Origin of the sequence: Bartonella rochalimae ATCC BAA-1498 (genome assembly GCF_000706645.1) — a bacterium.
In the GTDB taxonomy this organism is placed as follows: domain Bacteria; phylum Pseudomonadota; class Alphaproteobacteria; order Rhizobiales; family Rhizobiaceae; genus Bartonella; species Bartonella rochalimae.
Genome location: NZ_KL407338.1, coordinates 158,225 through 175,116, shown reverse-complemented (window position 1 = coordinate 175,116; position 16,892 = coordinate 158,225). Strand labels below are relative to the sequence as shown.

General features: G+C 36.0%; 12 protein-coding genes, 1 tRNA gene and 2 pseudogenes. 13 read left to right on the top strand and 2 right to left on the bottom strand.

Annotated features, from left to right (window positions below; all coding sequences use genetic code 11):
* Window positions 1-59 precede the first annotated feature (59 nt).
* The 3 genes and pseudogenes from O99_RS05495 to O99_RS05485 all read left to right on the top strand — a co-directional run.
* Window positions 60-487 (top strand): annotated as a pseudogene (locus O99_RS05495) (lambda exonuclease family protein); the annotation flags it as partial.
* A 116-nt stretch (window positions 488-603) separates the two neighbouring features.
* Window positions 604-852, top strand: coding sequence for a hypothetical protein (locus tag O99_RS05490; RefSeq protein WP_035007055.1), 249 nt, complete (start codon window positions 604-606; stop codon window positions 850-852).
* A 2-nt stretch (window positions 853-854) separates the two neighbouring features.
* Window positions 855-1,901, top strand: a pseudogene (locus O99_RS05485) (tyrosine-type recombinase/integrase).
* A gap of 76 nt (window positions 1,902-1,977) precedes the next feature.
* Here O99_RS05485 and O99_RS05480 read toward each other — a convergent pair.
* Window positions 1,978-2,068, bottom strand: a tRNA-Ser gene (locus O99_RS05480).
* Window positions 2,069-2,406: 338 nt separating this feature from the next.
* Between O99_RS05480 and O99_RS05475 the strand changes: the two genes are divergently transcribed.
* From O99_RS05475 to O99_RS05430, 10 genes are all read left to right on the top strand, one after another.
* Window positions 2,407-3,642, top strand: coding sequence for a porin (locus tag O99_RS05475; protein WP_035007054.1), 1,236 nt, complete (start codon window positions 2,407-2,409; stop codon window positions 3,640-3,642).
* 586 nt (window positions 3,643-4,228) lie between these two features.
* Window positions 4,229-6,055, top strand: a complete 1,827-nt coding sequence (gene thiC, locus O99_RS05470; protein ID WP_035007053.1) for a phosphomethylpyrimidine synthase ThiC — start codon at window positions 4,229-4,231, stop codon at window positions 6,053-6,055.
* Window positions 6,052-7,002 carry an FAD-dependent oxidoreductase gene (locus O99_RS05465; protein ID WP_035007052.1) on the top strand — a complete coding sequence of 317 codons (951 nt, stop codon included), beginning with the start codon at window positions 6,052-6,054 and terminating at the stop codon, window positions 7,000-7,002. The genes thiC and O99_RS05465 overlap by 4 nt, the downstream gene beginning before the upstream one ends.
* Before the next feature lie 3 nt (window positions 7,003-7,005).
* Complete coding sequence (gene thiS / locus O99_RS05460; RefSeq protein WP_035007049.1) at window positions 7,006-7,203, top strand: sulfur carrier protein ThiS; 198 nt, start codon at window positions 7,006-7,008, stop codon at window positions 7,201-7,203.
* Between the two features lie 4 nt (window positions 7,204-7,207).
* A complete protein-coding gene (locus tag O99_RS05455) occupies window positions 7,208-7,981 on the top strand; it encodes a thiazole synthase (RefSeq protein ID WP_035007047.1) in 774 nt (257 codons plus the stop codon).
* On the top strand, window positions 7,978-8,583 hold the full coding sequence (locus tag O99_RS05450) for a thiamine phosphate synthase (protein WP_035007045.1): 606 nt from the start codon (window positions 7,978-7,980) through the stop codon (window positions 8,581-8,583). The genes O99_RS05455 and O99_RS05450 overlap by 4 nt, the downstream gene beginning before the upstream one ends.
* Window positions 8,574-9,332, top strand: a complete 759-nt coding sequence (locus O99_RS05445; RefSeq protein ID WP_035007044.1) for a hydroxymethylpyrimidine/phosphomethylpyrimidine kinase — start codon at window positions 8,574-8,576, stop codon at window positions 9,330-9,332. Before O99_RS05450 ends, O99_RS05445 begins: the two co-directional genes overlap by 10 nt.
* Before the next feature lie 127 nt (window positions 9,333-9,459).
* Window positions 9,460-10,281 carry a uracil-DNA glycosylase gene (locus tag O99_RS05440; protein WP_035007043.1) on the top strand — a complete coding sequence of 274 codons (822 nt, stop codon included), beginning with the start codon at window positions 9,460-9,462 and terminating at the stop codon, window positions 10,279-10,281.
* Between the two features lie 83 nt (window positions 10,282-10,364).
* Window positions 10,365-12,992: an aminopeptidase N gene (pepN, locus tag O99_RS05435; protein ID WP_035007042.1), complete on the top strand. Its 2,628-nt coding sequence runs from the start codon at window positions 10,365-10,367 to the stop codon at window positions 12,990-12,992.
* 293 nt (window positions 12,993-13,285) lie between these two features.
* A complete protein-coding gene (locus O99_RS05430; protein WP_035007041.1) occupies window positions 13,286-15,595 on the top strand; it encodes an ATP-binding protein in 2,310 nt (769 codons plus the stop codon).
* A gap of 4 nt (window positions 15,596-15,599) precedes the next feature.
* Here the strand turns inward: O99_RS05430 and O99_RS05425 are convergent, their stop codons facing one another.
* A complete protein-coding gene (locus O99_RS05425; protein WP_078692419.1) occupies window positions 15,600-16,157 on the bottom strand; it encodes a methylated-DNA--[protein]-cysteine S-methyltransferase in 558 nt (185 codons plus the stop codon).
* Window positions 16,158-16,892 lie beyond the last annotated feature (735 nt).

Sequence of the window (16,892 nt, the reverse complement as noted above, 5' to 3'; positions counted from 1 at the left end):
ATACAACGGCTTTTCCTGATGACTTTATTGTCTGAAAAGCGAAACTGCCTTTCAACAGGGGCATTGAACATGAAGAGGATGCCCTCAAAGAATATAGCTTTATCTATGATAGAGAAGTTACATGTGGTTTCATCCCATATCCTACAATCGAAATGGCCAGTGCAAGCCCTGATGGTCTCATAGGTGAGAATGGGCTCATAGAGATTAAATGTCCCCAATCTGTAAACCACCTTCGTTTCTGGATGACAGAAAAAATCAAACCAGAATATTTAGCATAAATGCAATTTCAAATGGCTTGTACAGGACGTCAGTAGTGTGATTTTTGAGCTATGATCCCGGGTTTTCAGGACAATCTGCTCACTTACGTCTCAAGGTTCAGCGGATCCATCGCAATGATGAACAGATAGAATCCATCAATCAAGCAGTGGAAGCATTTTTAAAAGAAATCGAACAAGATATCAAAAAGATTACAGCTCAAGCGGCTTAAAGTTATGGGGACGCTCCAGCCATCCCCCTCCAGCGTCCCTGCCCTTTCCTAACAACTTTAAAAACATGCGTGCTTCACGCCACAGGCGAATTGCATCTCAATTGAAGGAGAAAAACATGGCACACCGCCTTCCCACCATAACTCAACCCGCTATTGCTCGCGCCTTGCAAGAAGCAAAAAAACAAGGATGTGAACTCATAGAAATTAAACCATCTGGAGAGTTATTAATTCATATCAATAAAACTGTAGTATCACCAACAATAAATGATGTGTATAGCATCAATAATTTTCCTTCACTTGAAAACGAGCAAGAAGAATTTCGTACTAACCCATCTTGCCTTTCTGTTGATGGCATAAAATTCTAACCATGCCAAAGCGTCGTCCACCACATCTTGTGCGTGAACGTACACGCCATGGTAAAATCATATGGTATGTCCGTATTGATCATGGACAACGTCGCAGAGTGCACGGAACCTATGGAACACAAGAATTTGTTGACAATTATACGCTTGCTCTGAAAGACGCGCAAAATGGCTCCTTAAAAACAATAAGACGCACAAGACTTACGGAAGGGTCTTTTGATTGGTTGTTGCATCAATATTTACAAAGCATATCATGGCACAACCAATCAGAATCCACTAAAAAAGTTAAGCACAGGATTCTGAACAATGTGTATAAACATATTGGTGATCGCACGTATACGCATATAAAAGTATAGAAAAACATCATATTCTTGATGCTGTAGAAAGAAGATGTGCAACACCTGCAGCAACAAAACATTTCTTAACGGCTTTGAATGGTCTTTTTAATTGGGCGGTTGAGAATGCTCTGTTAAACAGAAATCCTGCTCTGAATATTAAAGCACCAAAATCCTTGAACGCAGAAGGTTTCGCTCCACGGCTAGAAGAAGACATTGAAAAATACTACTATTGCTAGACAAGAGGAACACATGAAGGTGTCTGGATTGATGTTCTTTTACAGGCTTACGCCGTGGTGATGCCGTTCGGATTAGGTGGAAAGATGTAACAGATAATATTATTCATCTCAAAATAGAAAAGAGCCAATTTAAAACAGATGTTTTTCTTCTGATTTTACTAGAACTTGCAGAAACTCTTAAAATTGGTCCCGTAGGTGATGAAACATTCATTTGCGAAAAGGGTGGAAATAAACTTGTAAAAGAAAACTTTGGCAACTTATTTCATGAAGCGTGTAATCAAGCGGAAATCAAAAATCAGCCTATGGATTAAGAAAACTAACAGCAACACGTGCTGCCAATGCTGGTGCTACAGCTTCACAACTCAAGGCAATTTTTGGCTAGACAGAAAATAGCATGGCATCCCTCTATACTAAAACAGCGGATAGGAAGCACCTCGCAATAGAAGCAATAAAAAAGCTTCAAAAAGATTCAGGATAAAACAGAAAAAACATAATAAAATCAATGGAGTCAAAAACCCTTAGCTTTTAGATAACCCATTGATTTTATTGATACTTGGCGGAGAGGAAGAGATTCGAACTCTCGAGAGCCTTTTGAGCCCTACTCCCTTAGCAGGGGAGCGCCTTCGACCACTCGGCCACCTCTCCAATTAAGGTGCATAAACAGTATCAATAAAAAATTCAAGATATTTTCGATTTTTTTCAAAATATCTGAAATTTTAGTTCTAATTGATTGGATTAAATTAAAAAATAATGAATGTTTGTGTCTTTTTTATCACACAAGAATAAATAGTACATAAATTACTTTTGACAAGGTTAATTTATATTTGTATCTCAAAATAAAGGTTCGTATAGTTAACATTATGTAATGTTTGGCTTAGTTCTCGCGTATTTTTTTAGCAAGCGGACATAATATATAACCTTTATACACTCTATAAATAAACCCAATACACACTCTTATAATTAAAACCGACTGGAGATCATTTATGAATATTAAAACCTTCCTTCTAAGTTCTACATTAGCTCTTTCTGCAGTTTCTGGATCTCAAGCGGCTTCAACTGTCCCAGCAAAACCTGAACCTATAGAATATGTACGTGCTTGTGATGCGTACGGTCCGGGATATTTCTATATTCCTGGAACAGAAACATGTATTCGCGTATCTGGTAATGTCCGCGCAGATTTTACAGGTGGTGACAATGTTAATGCAATAACCGATGCGGATTTAGCAAATGGTAAAAAAACTTATCGCACAAATTCACGTTTAACCCTTATTTTCCAAGCTGCTTCTGAAACAGAATTAGGAACGCTTCGCTCATATGCGGAAATTCGCTCACAATGGAGCAAAGGAAAGGATAGTTCTGGTGGTCAACTTCGTGCTGCTTATATAGAAATTGGTGGCTTTCGTGTAGGTCTTGATAGCACAATTTTCGACAGTTGGACCGGTGGTTATGGTAAAGTTATCAATAGCGATAGCATAGCACCAGCAGGTGATATACGCACGAATACTATTTCTTACACTTTTAATGCTGATTCTGGTTTTTCCGCTATTGTTGGAGTTGAATTGGGTAATGCGTCAGGTCCTGCTCTTAAAACAAACGCTGGTAACAGTATCGAATACTATTACATCGATAAAGATAGCAAAATTGTTCGTGTTGATGAAACAGATCTCCCAAGTAAACAAACAAAAGACTATAACCCTAATATCTTATTTGGTATGAAATTTATGCAAAAATGGGGTGGAGCCTCAACTGTTGTCGCTTATGATGCTTATTACAAAAAATGGGCTGCTAAAGCACGTGTAGATTTGAATATCAATGATAATTTAAATCTTTGGGCAATGGGAGGCTATAAAAATAACCTAGATTACTATAGAGTAGATACTGTAGAGGATTCTAATAATGTATTGTCGCGTCAGAATACCACCATTTATGCAAACTGGGGTGGTAAATGGGCAGCGTGGGCTGGTGCAACTTACAAAATCAATCCAAAAGCAAATTTGAATGCTCAAGTGTCTTATAGTGCTATAAAAACTTTCGCAACATCCGTTAATGTTGCATATAAACTGATTCCAGGATTTGTTATTACACCTGAACTAACCTACATTTCTTGGAACGATGACCGTACTTTCAAAGGTAAAGCGAATAGTGATGCAAACTATAGTAATGCTTTGAATGGAAAAAGTGCTTTGCAAAGTATGATTCGTTTCCAACGTTCATTCTAATTTCTTAAAAAGAAAGCTTATAGACACTGGTAACCTAGGTTACCGGTGTCTTTTTTACTAATAATATTTGTAATAATCATAAATCTCTTGCGATCTTGCATTCATTGATAGTCCTCAATAAAAGAACAATTTTATTATATATATTAAAGGCGCTCTACTAATAATAGAGCTATACTTTTTGCATCAATAAATTATTTATGAAGTAAATCATAAGAATATACTTTCTACCTATACTATTTTGCTAATATTGTATGTTAATGACTTATAATTTTTCTTGATTCTATTCAAAAAACATTTCAAAATTATTCAAAATACATCTTTGCAATTGACAATATAGGTATTTCAGCTGATCATAATTGCACAAATAAATGCTCTGATTAGGAGTGGAGTACATATATAGATACTACAAAAAATATTGTTCTTGATTTCCTCAAAATAAAATTTTATGAATTTTGTCGGATGTGTATTGATACAAAAAATGATATTGTGCGTAATCTTATTAAAGAGACCTGATTTATTGAGCTGAACGCATTCCTAATAACCTTGCAAGGCATTTTTTCACTACGAATCTATAAGGAAAAAGTTTGTGCAAAAAAACACTCCATCAATTAGTTTTTCTCCTTTCCCTGCGTCACGCAAAATTTATCGACAGAGCCTTCTCTTTCCTAATGTACACGTACCATTCCGTGAAATTTCTCTGACAGATAATAGTCATGAAGAAACTTTGACGATTTATGATACTTCAGGTCCTTATACCGATGAAAATGCGACTATTGATATTACAAAAGGATTACCTGCCATTAGCACACCCTGGCTATCTGAGCGTTCTGACATTGAATCCTATCCAGCACGATTAATTCAACCTGCAGATAATGGTTTTACTCATGATAAAAATCTTGCACCAACTTTTGAACAAACTCGTCCCGTTTTTCGCGCAAAAAATAATAAAGCAGTCACACAAATGGCTTATGCACGTGCAGGTATTATTACTGCAGAAATGGAATATGTTGCTATACGTGAAAATGAAGGTTTGGTAGCAAAAGATCAAAAAAAAATATCGGGAGAAACATTCGGCGCATCAATACCAGAAATCTATACTGCAGAATTTGTTCGCAATGAAATTGCCTGCGGACGAGCTATTATTCCTCACAATATCAATCATCCAGAATGCGAACCAATGATTATTGGTCGTAATTTTCGTGTTAAAATTAATGCTAATATTGGTAATTCAGCAGTTACTTCATCCATGGCAGAAGAAGTTGAAAAGATGGTTTGGGCCATTCGTTGGGGCGCAGATACAGTTATGGATCTTTCAACAGGTCGTAATATTCATAATATTCGTGAATGGATTATTCGCAATTCTCCTGTTCCTATTGGGACTGTCCCAATTTATCAAGCGCTTGAAAAAGTACATGGTATTGCTGAAAATTTAACATGGGATGTTTTTCGCGATACCTTAATTGAACAAGCAGAACAGGGTGTTGATTATTTTACTATTCACGCAGGATTAAGATTGCCCTTCATCCCCTTAACGATTAATCGCGTAACAGGTATTGTTTCACGAGGTGGTTCTATTATGGCTAAGTGGTGTCTGCATCACCATAAAGAAAATTTTTTATATGAACATTTCGATGAAATTTGTGACATTGCACGCATGTATGATGTCTCTCTTTCATTAGGAGATGGATTGCGTCCAGGCTCTCTTGCGGATGCAAACGATGAAGCCCAATTTGCTGAACTTGAAACTTTGGGAGAACTAACAAAAGTTGCATGGGAAAAAGATGTACAGGTTATGATTGAAGGACCTGGTCATGTACCAATGCATAAAATTAAAGAAAATATGGAAAAACAACTAACCCTCTGCCACGAAGCACCCTTTTATACTTTAGGCCCTCTTACAACTGACATTGCTCCTGGATATGACCATATCACATCGGCTATTGGTGCCGCTATGATTGGTTGGTTTGGTACTGCCATGCTTTGCTATGTAACACCTAAAGAACATCTAGGACTACCAGATAAAAATGATGTAAAAACCGGGGTGATTACTTATAAAATCGCAGCTCATGCTGCTGATCTTGCTAAAGGCTTGCCTGGAGTGCAATTACGCGATAATGCCCTCTCACGTGCACGATTTGATTTTCGGTGGCGTGATCAATTTAATCTTTCCCTTGATCCAGATACCGCATGCTCCTTTCACGATGAAACAATGCCTAAAGAGGCCCATAAATTAGTGCATTTTTGCTCTATGTGTGGACCTAAATTCTGTTCAATTCGTATTTCCCATGATATCCGTGATGCAGCAACAAAAAGAAAAGAAGAAGGTATGATTGCTATGGCTGAAAAATATAAAAAAAGCGGTGATCTCTACATAGAAAATGCTCACTCTAGAAAAGAGAAAGCAAACAATTGAAAAATATTCTTATCAAAGGCGCAGGTGTAGGGGGCTTAACAGTTGCTTTTATGCTACAACAAAAAGGTATCCCTATCACTGTATCTGCGCCTCCCCATTCTCCTATAGGAACTGCAAGCTGGTATGCAGGAGGTATGTTAGCACCTCACTGTGAAAAAGAAAGTTCTGAACAAATTATCGAAGATCTTGGTATACAAGCTATGCAATGGTGGAAAGAAACACTTCCTAATATTGTAGAACAAAAAGGTACTTTGGTCGTTGCTCCTACGCGAGATATAGCAGAGCTCGAACGATTTTCAATGCGTACAAATAATCATAAAATCATAGATAATACAGAAATAACACATATTGAACCCGATCTTGCTGGACGTTTTAACCGTGCACTTTTTTATGAAACTGAAGCACACATTGATCCACGCAAAGCACTGATCACTTTAAAAGAAATTCTTATAAAAAATGGAGCCTGTTTTGTTGATATAGGAATATCCGAAGAGAATTTTAATACTATCATTGATGCAACAGGAATAGCACGTTTAGGAAAAGATAAAAATATACGAGGAGTTCGCGGTGAGATGCTTCTAGTGCGCAGCACAGATATTAAAATTTCTCGTCCCATTCGTCTTCTCCACCCACGTATTCCACTCTATGTAGTCCCTAGACCAAATAATATCTTTATGATTGGAGCAACAATGATTGAAAGTGACTTTAGTGGTGCTATCTCGGCAAGATCAATGATGGAATTTCTCAACGCAGCTTATACTCTCCATCCTGCCTTTGCTGAAGCAGAAATTATTGAATCCGGCGTTGGCGTTCGTCCCTGCTATCCTAATAATTTACCTTATGTTCATAAACATGATAATCATATCTTTATTAATGGATTTTATAGACATGGTTTTCTTTTATCTCCAGAAATGGCAAAACAAGGGGTAAAATTAGCGTTGGAATAAAGCATGAAAATATCTGTTAACGGTGAAATAATTGAAACAAAAGCAACCTATCTTAATTTACTTCTTGATGAATTAGGTTATGAAGGTAATTGGCTAGCAACGGCTGTTAATTCTGAAGTTGTTTCTCTTGATGAACGAAGCCAATTTGTTTTGCATGAAGGAGATAGAATTGAAATTCTAAGCCCAATGCAAGGAGGCTAAAACGATGTTGAATTTTTATGGACGTGAATTTTCTTCCCGCCTTTTGTTAGGTACAGCTCAATATCCCTCACTAGAAGTTCTCCGTAAAGCTATTCATAAATCTGGTACAGAAATTGTAACAATTTCATTACGCCGAGAAACTGCAGGGGGAAAACAGAGTGGACAATTTTGGCAATTTCTTAAAGAACTTGACATAACTGTACTTCCCAATACTGCCGGCTGTTATACTGTTAAGGAAGCTGTCACAACAGCTCAATTATCACGAGATCTCTTTAAAACACCTTGGATTAAACTGGAAGTTATTGGTAATTCAGATACATTACAGCCAAATGTTTTTTCTTTAGTTGAAGCAGCACAAATTTTAAATAATGAAGGCTTTCAAATTTTTGCCTATACAACAGATGATCTTATTGTTGCTGAAAAACTCTTTGAAGTTGGCTGCCGTGTCATTATGCCTTGGTGTGCGCCTATTGGATCTGCTAAAGGTCCTCGTGATACTGATGGATTACGTTCTATCCGTGCGTATCTTCCTGATCTTACTCTTGTTATCGATGCTGGCATTGGACGTCCATCGCATGCTGCCATTGCTATGGAACTTGGCTATGATGCAGTACTCCTCAATACAGCTGTTGCTAAAGCGGGTGATCCTGTATTAATGGCTGAAGCATTTTCTAAAGCTATTATAGCAGGACATATCGGTTACAAAGCAGGACTCCTTAAAGCACGCAATGTAGCAGTGCCTTCAACACCAGTTATCGGCAAAGCAATATTCTCATGAAACTTGACCCATTTTATCCCATTGTTGATAGTGCAGATTGGGTTGAACGTTTAGTTCCCTTTGGAATTAAGCTGATACAACTACGCATAAAAGATAAAGATACAGAAACAATCATTCAACATATAAAACGAGCAAAGAATATATGTGATAAATTTAAAGTCCAATTAGTCATTAACGATTATTGGAAAATAGCCATTGACGAAAAATGTGATTTTATTCACCTTGGACAAGAAGATTTAAAAAGTGCTGACATTTTGGCAATCCGTAAAAGTGGTATAAAATTTGGTCTTAGCACTCATGATGAACACGAACTAGATATCAGTTTATCTATCTCTCCCGAATATATTGCACTTGGTCCCATTTATCCAACAATTTTAAAAAAAATGAAATGGGCTCCACAAGGACTAGAAAAAATCAAGCAATGGAGAAAGAAAATTGGTTCTTTGCCTTTAATAGGTATTGGTGGTTTAACACCAGAACGCGCAATAAGTATTTTAAAAATTGGAGCAAATAGCGCTGCTGTTGTCACTGATATTATTTTAAATAAAAAGCCCGAAGAACGTGTCCAACAGTGGATAAAGGTGACTCAAGCATGGCGCTAATGCCTTCTATACTTATTGTTGCAGGTACCGATCCAACAGGAGGAGCCGGTATTGCTCGTGATATAGAAACAGCAACACATTTTCAAACAAAAGCAAGTTTAGCAATCACAGCTGTCAACGTACAAGATAACAACCATGTTGCTGAAATTGTACCCATGAGTAAAGAAACTATTTCTGCACAAATGCGTATTGCCCTTAAAAATAACTCAATACATGCAATCAAAATCGGTATGACAGGAACCCAAGCAATTATAGAAGGAATCTGTGATATCTTAAAAGATTATCATCATATTCCAACCATTCTTGATCCTGTACTCATCGCCTCATCAGGGGGGCAGCTTACCACAGAAACAATCACAGATATTATGCTCAATAAACTGCTTCCTCATATTGATCTTTTAACACCCAATATGGCAGAGCTTTCTCTTCTCAGTAAAAGCCCTTTGGCTTCTAATCATGAAGAAGCAATCCACCAAGCACAAAGACTTCTTTCATTTGGTCCACGCCATATATTAATAAAAGGCGGACATACCGAAGGTAATTTTGCAACAGACAGCTTAATTAATAAAACTGAAATTATAAATATTTCCTCTCCGCGTTTAAAAGGAACGATGCGTGGAACAGGTTGCATCCTTTCAAGTGCTATTGCTGCAAATCTAGCATTAAAACAATCGATGATTGAAGCCATAAAAAATGCTAAAGCGTACACTTACACATTGCTTCTAAAGCATTGTAAAAAGGATCATTAAAAATCTAATACCATTCCATTTTCTGAGAGTATACTGAACTTCTATTTACAATAAACATATTATAAATCTTGAAGAATAATTCTTCTTAGTTTATTGATTGATAGATCAGTATAAAGCAAAAAGCAAAATGTCAGAAAAAAATAAAGATGTAATCTCCAATGAAGATCTACTCAGCTTCTACAAAGAAAGTGGTGTTGATGCTGCGCTTACTGACGTTCCTATTGATCACTTTAATCAAGCTGCCTCTTTAGAACCGCAATTAAACCAAGCACACGATATCCCCTATTATAAAAAAATATCTCCAACCATAAAATCGCATACTCTTGCACCTGATAATCCAGACAAAACACAACCTGTACTCTCAGCTGTAGAGATAGCAAAAAGTGCTCAAACTCTTGATGAGTTGAAATCCGCCCTTCTTTCTTTTAATGGTTGCTCATTAAAACTAACAGCCAAAAATACCTGTTTTTCTGATGGAACAGCAGGAAGTCCTCTTATGCTCATAGGTGAAGCTCCAGGACGAGAAGAAGATATACAAGGAATTCCATTTGTAGGAAAAGCAGGCATACTACTCAACAAAATACTCGCATCAATTGGTCTCTCAAGACAAAATGTTTACATAGCAAATACTATTCCCTGGCGTCCACCAGGAAACCGCACACCAACACCACGCGAAGTTACATTATGTCGCCCTTTTATTGAACGTCAAATTTTATTAGCCAAGCCTCGTATTCTTATAGCACTAGGAAGCACTGCCGCACAATTCTTTACGGGAATTCAGAGTGGCATTATTCGAATAAGAGGAAAATGGCTTACTTATGAAAATGAAGATCTTCAAATCCCTGTTATGCCAACTTTTCATCCCGCTTATCTTTTAAGGACGCCTAGTCAAAAAAAGCTTACATGGATGGACTTTTTAGAAGTAAAAAACCGTTTAAATAATCTTTAGTCATTTTTAAATTCTGCCTTTTCTTAAGCAATAAGCAGCCTTTCAACAAATTATACTCTCCAAATATAGCAAGGGAAACAATTATGCAGCAAGAAACAATTCCTGTTTATCATTTAGAAGATTACCAACCAACACCCTATGCTATACCTAAAACACAACTTAATTTTTGTCTGAATCCAACAAAAACTGTCGTTAAAGCGACATTGTCTATTGAACCGCGTCAACATACAAAAGAATTAACACCTCTCGTACTTTCTGGTGACGAACTGACATTAATTTCTGTTGCTATCAATGGCGAAGAATTAGCTAAAAATGCTTATAAAAGCACTCCTTCGAACCTAGAAATTATTGCTCCTCCTGCAACTTCTTTCATATTACAAATAGTGACAGAATTAAACCCCGAAAGTAATCGTCAACTTATGGGACTTTATCTTTCAAACGGTGTTTATTGCACACAATGCGAAGCAGAAGGTTTTCGTCGCATAACTTATTTTTATGACCGTCCTGATATTCTTTCTACCTATTCAGTAAAAATTACAGCAGATTCTCAGACGATTCCAATCTTGCTTTCTAATGGTAATCTCATTGAAACAGGCATCCTTGAAAATAATCGGCATTTTGCTGTTTGGGAGGATCCTTATCCAAAACCATCTTATCTTTTTGCTTTAGTTGGTGGAAATCTTGACCAACTTGAAGATCATTTTATCACAGCATCTGGACGGCCTGTTAAACTTGGTATCTATGTAGAAAAAGGTAAAGCTAAACAAGCAACCTATGCCATGGATGCCCTCAAACGTTCCATGCGTTGGGATGAACAATGTTTTGGCCGTGAATATGATCTAGATGTTTTTAATATTGTTGCTGTCTCTGATTTCAATATGGGCGCAATGGAAAACAAAGGTCTTAACATCTTTAATGATAAATATATCCTTGCAGATCCTGAAACAGCAACAGACAAAGACTATAGAAATATTGAACGTATCATTGCACATGAATATTTTCACAATTGGACTGGTAATCGTATTACCTGTCGTGACTGGTTTCAACTTTGTTTAAAAGAGGGATTAACTGTCTACCGTGATCAGGAATTTTCTGCAGATCAAAATATACGCAGTCTGCAAAGGATTGAAAACATAAAAATGTTGAAAGCTACACAATTTCCTGAAGACGCTGGTCCTCTTTCTCATCCTGTACGTCCTCGTCAATATAGTCAAATCAATAATTTTTATACTACAACTATCTATGAAAAAGGTGCAGAAGTAGTGCGTATGATACGGACTATCTTAGGTCCTGTGCTCTTTCGTAAAGGTATGGATCTCTATTTTCAACGCCATGATGAACAAGCGTGTACTATTGAAGATTTTATCGCTTGTTTTGCTGAAGTATCGGATCAAGATTTCTCACAATTTATGCTATGGTACGAACAAGCAGGTACTCCTCATGTGAAAATTGATAGCCATTATAATGAAGGTACTTTAACAATTCATGCACAGCAACATATTCCACCAACGCCACAACAAAATAATAAAAAACCCATGCTGATCCCTATTGCCTTTGGTCTATTAGGAAGTGAGGGACAATCACTCATCTACGAAAGTGATACAACTATTCAATCAGATATTATGTTGCTTTCTAAGGAATCTCAAACCTTTCAATTAAAAGGACTACCTAATAAACCTATTTTATCACTCCTACGAGATTTTTCTGCTCCCATTATTTTACAAACTCCATTTAACGAAAACGAACTGATTTTTCTTGCTCAAAATGATAGCAATCAAGTCAATCGTTGGCAGTCACTGAATATTCTCATAACCCAAGCTCTTATTCAAGTCATTCAAGATAAAACAGCTGAAAAAGCAACCATGCCCTCTAATTTACTAGAGCTGATTAAAACCATCATCAAAGATGAAAACCTAGAACCGGAATTTCGAGCATTTTGTTTAAATTTACCAAGCGAAAGTGAACTTGCACATACAATCGGTCAAAATGTTGATCCAGATCGAATACACTATGTACGTAATCAATTTTTAGCTTCTATTGCACACACCCATCAAGAACTTTTCACAGAATTCTACGTACAAATGCAGGTACAAGAATCTTATTCACCAAATGCTGAGCAAACTGGAAAAAGAGCATTACGCAATATCATCTTAGACTATCTCTCTATTGCTGAAGCTAATCCAGAGCGCGCTGCCACACAATATGCCACATCTGATAATATGACAGATCGCATTGCCAGCATAACGATTTTAGTACAACGCTTTAACACAAGCAAACAAGCACAAAATGCTTTAAATGATTTTGAAAATCGATATTATCATAATCCTTTAGTCATGGATAAATGGTTTGCAATTCAAGCAATGGTTGCAGGAGCATCAACACTTGACTGCGTTCAAAAACTCACAAAACATCCGCTTTTTTCACAAGATAATCCTAATAGAGTACGTGCTTTGATTGGCACTTTTGCTTCTGGGAACCAAACAGGTTTTAACAGGATTGATGGAGCATCTTATCATTTTCTATGCCAAACTATTTTAGAAATTGACCCTAAAAATTCACAACTTGCTTCACGGTTATTAACAATTATGCGCTCTTGGAGACAATTGGAACCTATTCGACAGAAAAAACTCGAATCTGCATTAAAAACAATTGCAGCAGCAGAAAAATTATCAAGCGATGTAACAGATATCATCAATCGTACACTTGCTTAAAATAAAAATATTTATAATTAAATTATTGTAATATTGCTCTATTAATTAATCAAATTTAGTTCTTCTGCAGCTCTCATAACAATAAGCCTATAAATAGCTATTTTAGCCTATTTATAGGTAATATTAAAGTTCTTTTAATTTTCATAATTTATACTCATCAGAGTAAAATTATTCTTTTTTTTAAAAAAAGACTAGACAGAAGACTCTTGTTTTGATTCATTAGGCTTACTGAATTGTTATGAGTACCAAAACAGTTTTCTAGTTACATTATTCATGATTAGAGGATCCCAGAAATGGCTAAATTGGACGTGTATAACGCGGCCACAAGAATGCATTCTGATTCAAAACCAAGCGCTTCAAATCGCAGGGTAGGAGTAACACGTATTTCTAATTCAATTTACCAAAAACTCCTCTTTATCGAACCTTGGTTGCGACGTTCTATTCCATTCGCCATTATTATATCTTTGATTGTGTTAGCAACAATACGCTTTGCGTCACTTTATGACTGGCGCCATACAATTGATAAGAATGCGCGTTCCATACTTTCTCTTTTATCTTCCTCTATAGTAAATAAAATCGATCATGATTTACTGGCTTTTACTCAGCAAAAAAAAGTAGCCTCTCTTTCTCCTAATCATTTACAAAATATTCTAATAACCTTTCATCATCACAGCTCTACTCATATCAATCCTATGATAGCTATCCTTGATCGCAATGGAAATATACTAGCTTCGTCTAATTCAGAAATAATTTCAGGGGAGTCTTTACAGGATTTTATTTCTGGGAATATCATTTCATGGCCTCTCAAAAAAAACACTGGCATCATACCAATTACAATAGAACAAGAACCTGCTCTCGCTTCATTCAGCCAAACAGACAGTGGCCAATATGGAGTATTCATTAGTGCAACAAAAAAACATATCTATACGGAATGGGAAAAAAAGTTCTCATTAAATATAACTTTACTGATAGGAACAGTGAGTATTATTTTAGTTCTTCTCTATGCCTATTATAATCAAGTCACACGAGCACGTAATACAGATTTGATTTCAGAAAAAATTCAAAATCGCATTGATATAGCTATGATGCGGGGACGTTGTGGATTATGGGATTGGAATATGGCGAGTGGACGGGTTTATTGGTCACGAGCAATGTATGAAATGCTTGGCTATGAACCTCAAAATGCACTCCTATCAATTTCTCAAATTACTGCTATCATTGATCCAAAAGATGCAAATTTTTTTGAACTCGCTCAAGAATTAATGGAGAGTAAAAAAAAACATATCGATATTAATGTACCTATGCGTCACGCTGAAGGTCATTATGTATGGATGCGCATTCGCGCCGAAGTAACCGATGAAGAAGAACCTCACTTAGTTGGTATTTCCTTTGATATTAGTGAACAACATCAATTTGCTGAACAAACTGCACAAGCTGACCTTCGTATCCGTGATGCGATTGAAAATATTTCTGAATCTTTTGTCTTATGGGATTCAGAAGGACGTCTAGTTATGTCTAACAGCAAATTTTGTGAATATGCTGCTATCCCTAAACAAATGCTACAATCAGGAATTGAACGTGCAACTGTTGAAGCCATGTCACGTCCTGCTATCAGTGAATATCCTCTTAAGATAGATGAATCTGGTAACTTAACGAGTATTCGTCAAACTGCAAATGGCTACTGGCTTAAAATTAATGAAAGACGCACACAAGATGGAGGGCTTGTTTGTGTTGGCACTGATATCTCTGAACTTAAACAACAACAAGAAAAATTTGAAGATAGTGAAAGACGACTTTTTTCATTCATTCAAGAGCTGAAACGTGCTCGAGGCAATGCTCAACAACGTGCTACAGAAGTTGAAAAGCTTAATAAAAGCCTGCAAGAAGAAAAAGAGCGAGCCGAAAGTGCTAACAAAGCTAAATCAGAATTTTTAGCCAATATATCCCATGAATTGCGTACTCCTCTTAATGCTATTCTTGGTTTTTCAGAAATCATGTTACAATCTACCTTTGGTCCTCTCGGTTCACAACGCTATAAAGAATATATGCACGATATTCATAATTCAGGAACCCATCTTCTTACTCTTATCAATGATATTCTTGATATGTCAAAAATCGAAGCTGGAAGATTTACCCTTGACCGTAAAAATATCAACCTTGAGCCAATCATCAGTGAAACAATTCGTACACTAACGCCACAAGCACAAGCGAAAAAGATTTCTCTTACAACAAATATTGAACAAAAACTTCATGCTGATGTTGATTGTCGCGCTATGAAACAAATTTTTCTTAATCTTATCTCAAATGCTGTTAAATTCACACCTTCTGGTGGCAGCATTGATATCCGTGCTTTCCAGAAAAATAACAACCTTATCTTTAGTATTAAAGATACAGGTGTTGGTATTCCCCAAGAAGCAATCAAAAAACTTGGACAACCTTTTGAACAAGTTGAAAATCAATTTACCAAAACCCACCCTGGTTCAGGTCTTGGACTAGCTATATCTCGTTCTTTATTAGAACTACATAAAGGAAAACTAGAAATCACTTCTAAAGAAGGAAAAGGCACAATTGTAACGATTATAATGCCAATTCAACAAAATTAAATCTTTAATATCGTTCACGTTGTAGCAAAATTTGTTTGCGCTGAATACCCCAACGATAACCAGAAAGAGCACCATTCTTTCGGATTACACGATGGCAGGGGATCACTAATGCCAATTCATTACATGCACATGCATTAGCAACAGCACGGTACGCTTTTGGCATACCAATACTTTGCGCTAACTCTTTATAAGAAATTGTTTCTCCACATCGTATTTCACATAATGCAGTCCAAATTTTTTTTTGAAAAACTGTGCCATTGATATCGAATAGTAAATTGTGATGTTTTACCAACTTAGGAGTTTCAACCATCGCTACAATACATGCTATTTCTTGATTCAACACATTATCATTAATATTGTATTTTATATTGGTAAAACGCGTTCCTAATTCCTGTAATAATTGTTCAGTTGAATCACCTAAAGCAATATAACAAATACCCTTATGAGATTTAGCTACCAAAAGACTCCCTATAGATGTCTTTCTTGCCGTCACAATAATCGTATCTTGCCTACTCTTGTTTTTACGCTTTTCCATTATACTTTGTGACATCTTTAAATTCATAGGAATCTCCTACAAATTAAATCTTCACCCATAAAAAATGACCTTATTCCAATGAACTCTAAACTTCTCGTATGAAAATCTAATGTAAACCCAAATATTTAATCCTAGGAATAAAGTTTGTCATTAACTTATAATGAAAGATAAACTTCTCTACTTTAGTAAGGGCACTAAACCTCATCTCAATCTTATTGCAGATAAATACGGATGCAATAAGTAAAAAGAAAATCATAATCTTACTTATTATACTTAAAAGTATTGTACGTTAAAATGATAAACATATTTAATATATTGAGCATACTTCTCAGAAAAATAAATACTATAACAGCATATAATTTGATAAAATTTACTTTTTCTCCCTTTTCTCCTTATTACAGATCTATTTTCTTCTGAAGCAATTTAAACACGCATAACACGTCTACATCTATAGTCTTATTTTAACTTTTTTTGCATCACAATAGGATATAGAAGAGATCCCTGAAAATTTGCCTCTTTCAACATTTGCATGAATCTCTATTTTGCATGAATCTCTATAATGTGTAAGGTACATAGTCATCATAAAATATACAACGATTATATATCTTCAGCATAGCTTACTTATTTCTTGTATTGTATCAATTCTCACCATACGTGTAATACTATAACTCTTTGAGCTAAAATTTTACATATAAAATGATGCATATATTAAATTGAACAGAGAAATAAATTATAAAAATATTATTAGTGATCACTTTCTGT

Bases quoted from the DNA above. Each gene is read 5' to 3' on its own strand.
- thiS (WP_035007049.1), top strand. From the start codon at position 7,006: ATGAAAATATCTGTTAACGGTGAAATAATTGAAACAAAAGCAACCTAT.
- O99_RS05425 (WP_078692419.1), bottom strand. From the start codon at position 16,157: ATGAATTTAAAGATGTCACAAAGTATAATGGAAAAGCGTAAAAACAAG.
- pepN (WP_035007042.1), top strand. From the start codon at position 10,365: ATGCAGCAAGAAACAATTCCTGTTTATCATTTAGAAGATTACCAACCA.
- O99_RS05430 (WP_035007041.1), top strand. From the start codon at position 13,286: ATGGCTAAATTGGACGTGTATAACGCGGCCACAAGAATGCATTCTGAT.
- O99_RS05440 (WP_035007043.1), top strand. From the start codon at position 9,460: ATGTCAGAAAAAAATAAAGATGTAATCTCCAATGAAGATCTACTCAGC.
- O99_RS05475 (WP_035007054.1), top strand. From the start codon at position 2,407: ATGAATATTAAAACCTTCCTTCTAAGTTCTACATTAGCTCTTTCTGCA.
- O99_RS05455 (WP_035007047.1), top strand. From the start codon at position 7,208: ATGTTGAATTTTTATGGACGTGAATTTTCTTCCCGCCTTTTGTTAGGT.
- O99_RS05490 (WP_035007055.1), top strand. From the start codon at position 604: ATGGCACACCGCCTTCCCACCATAACTCAACCCGCTATTGCTCGCGCC.
- O99_RS05450 (WP_035007045.1), top strand. From the start codon at position 7,978: ATGAAACTTGACCCATTTTATCCCATTGTTGATAGTGCAGATTGGGTT.
- O99_RS05445 (WP_035007044.1), top strand. From the start codon at position 8,574: ATGGCGCTAATGCCTTCTATACTTATTGTTGCAGGTACCGATCCAACA.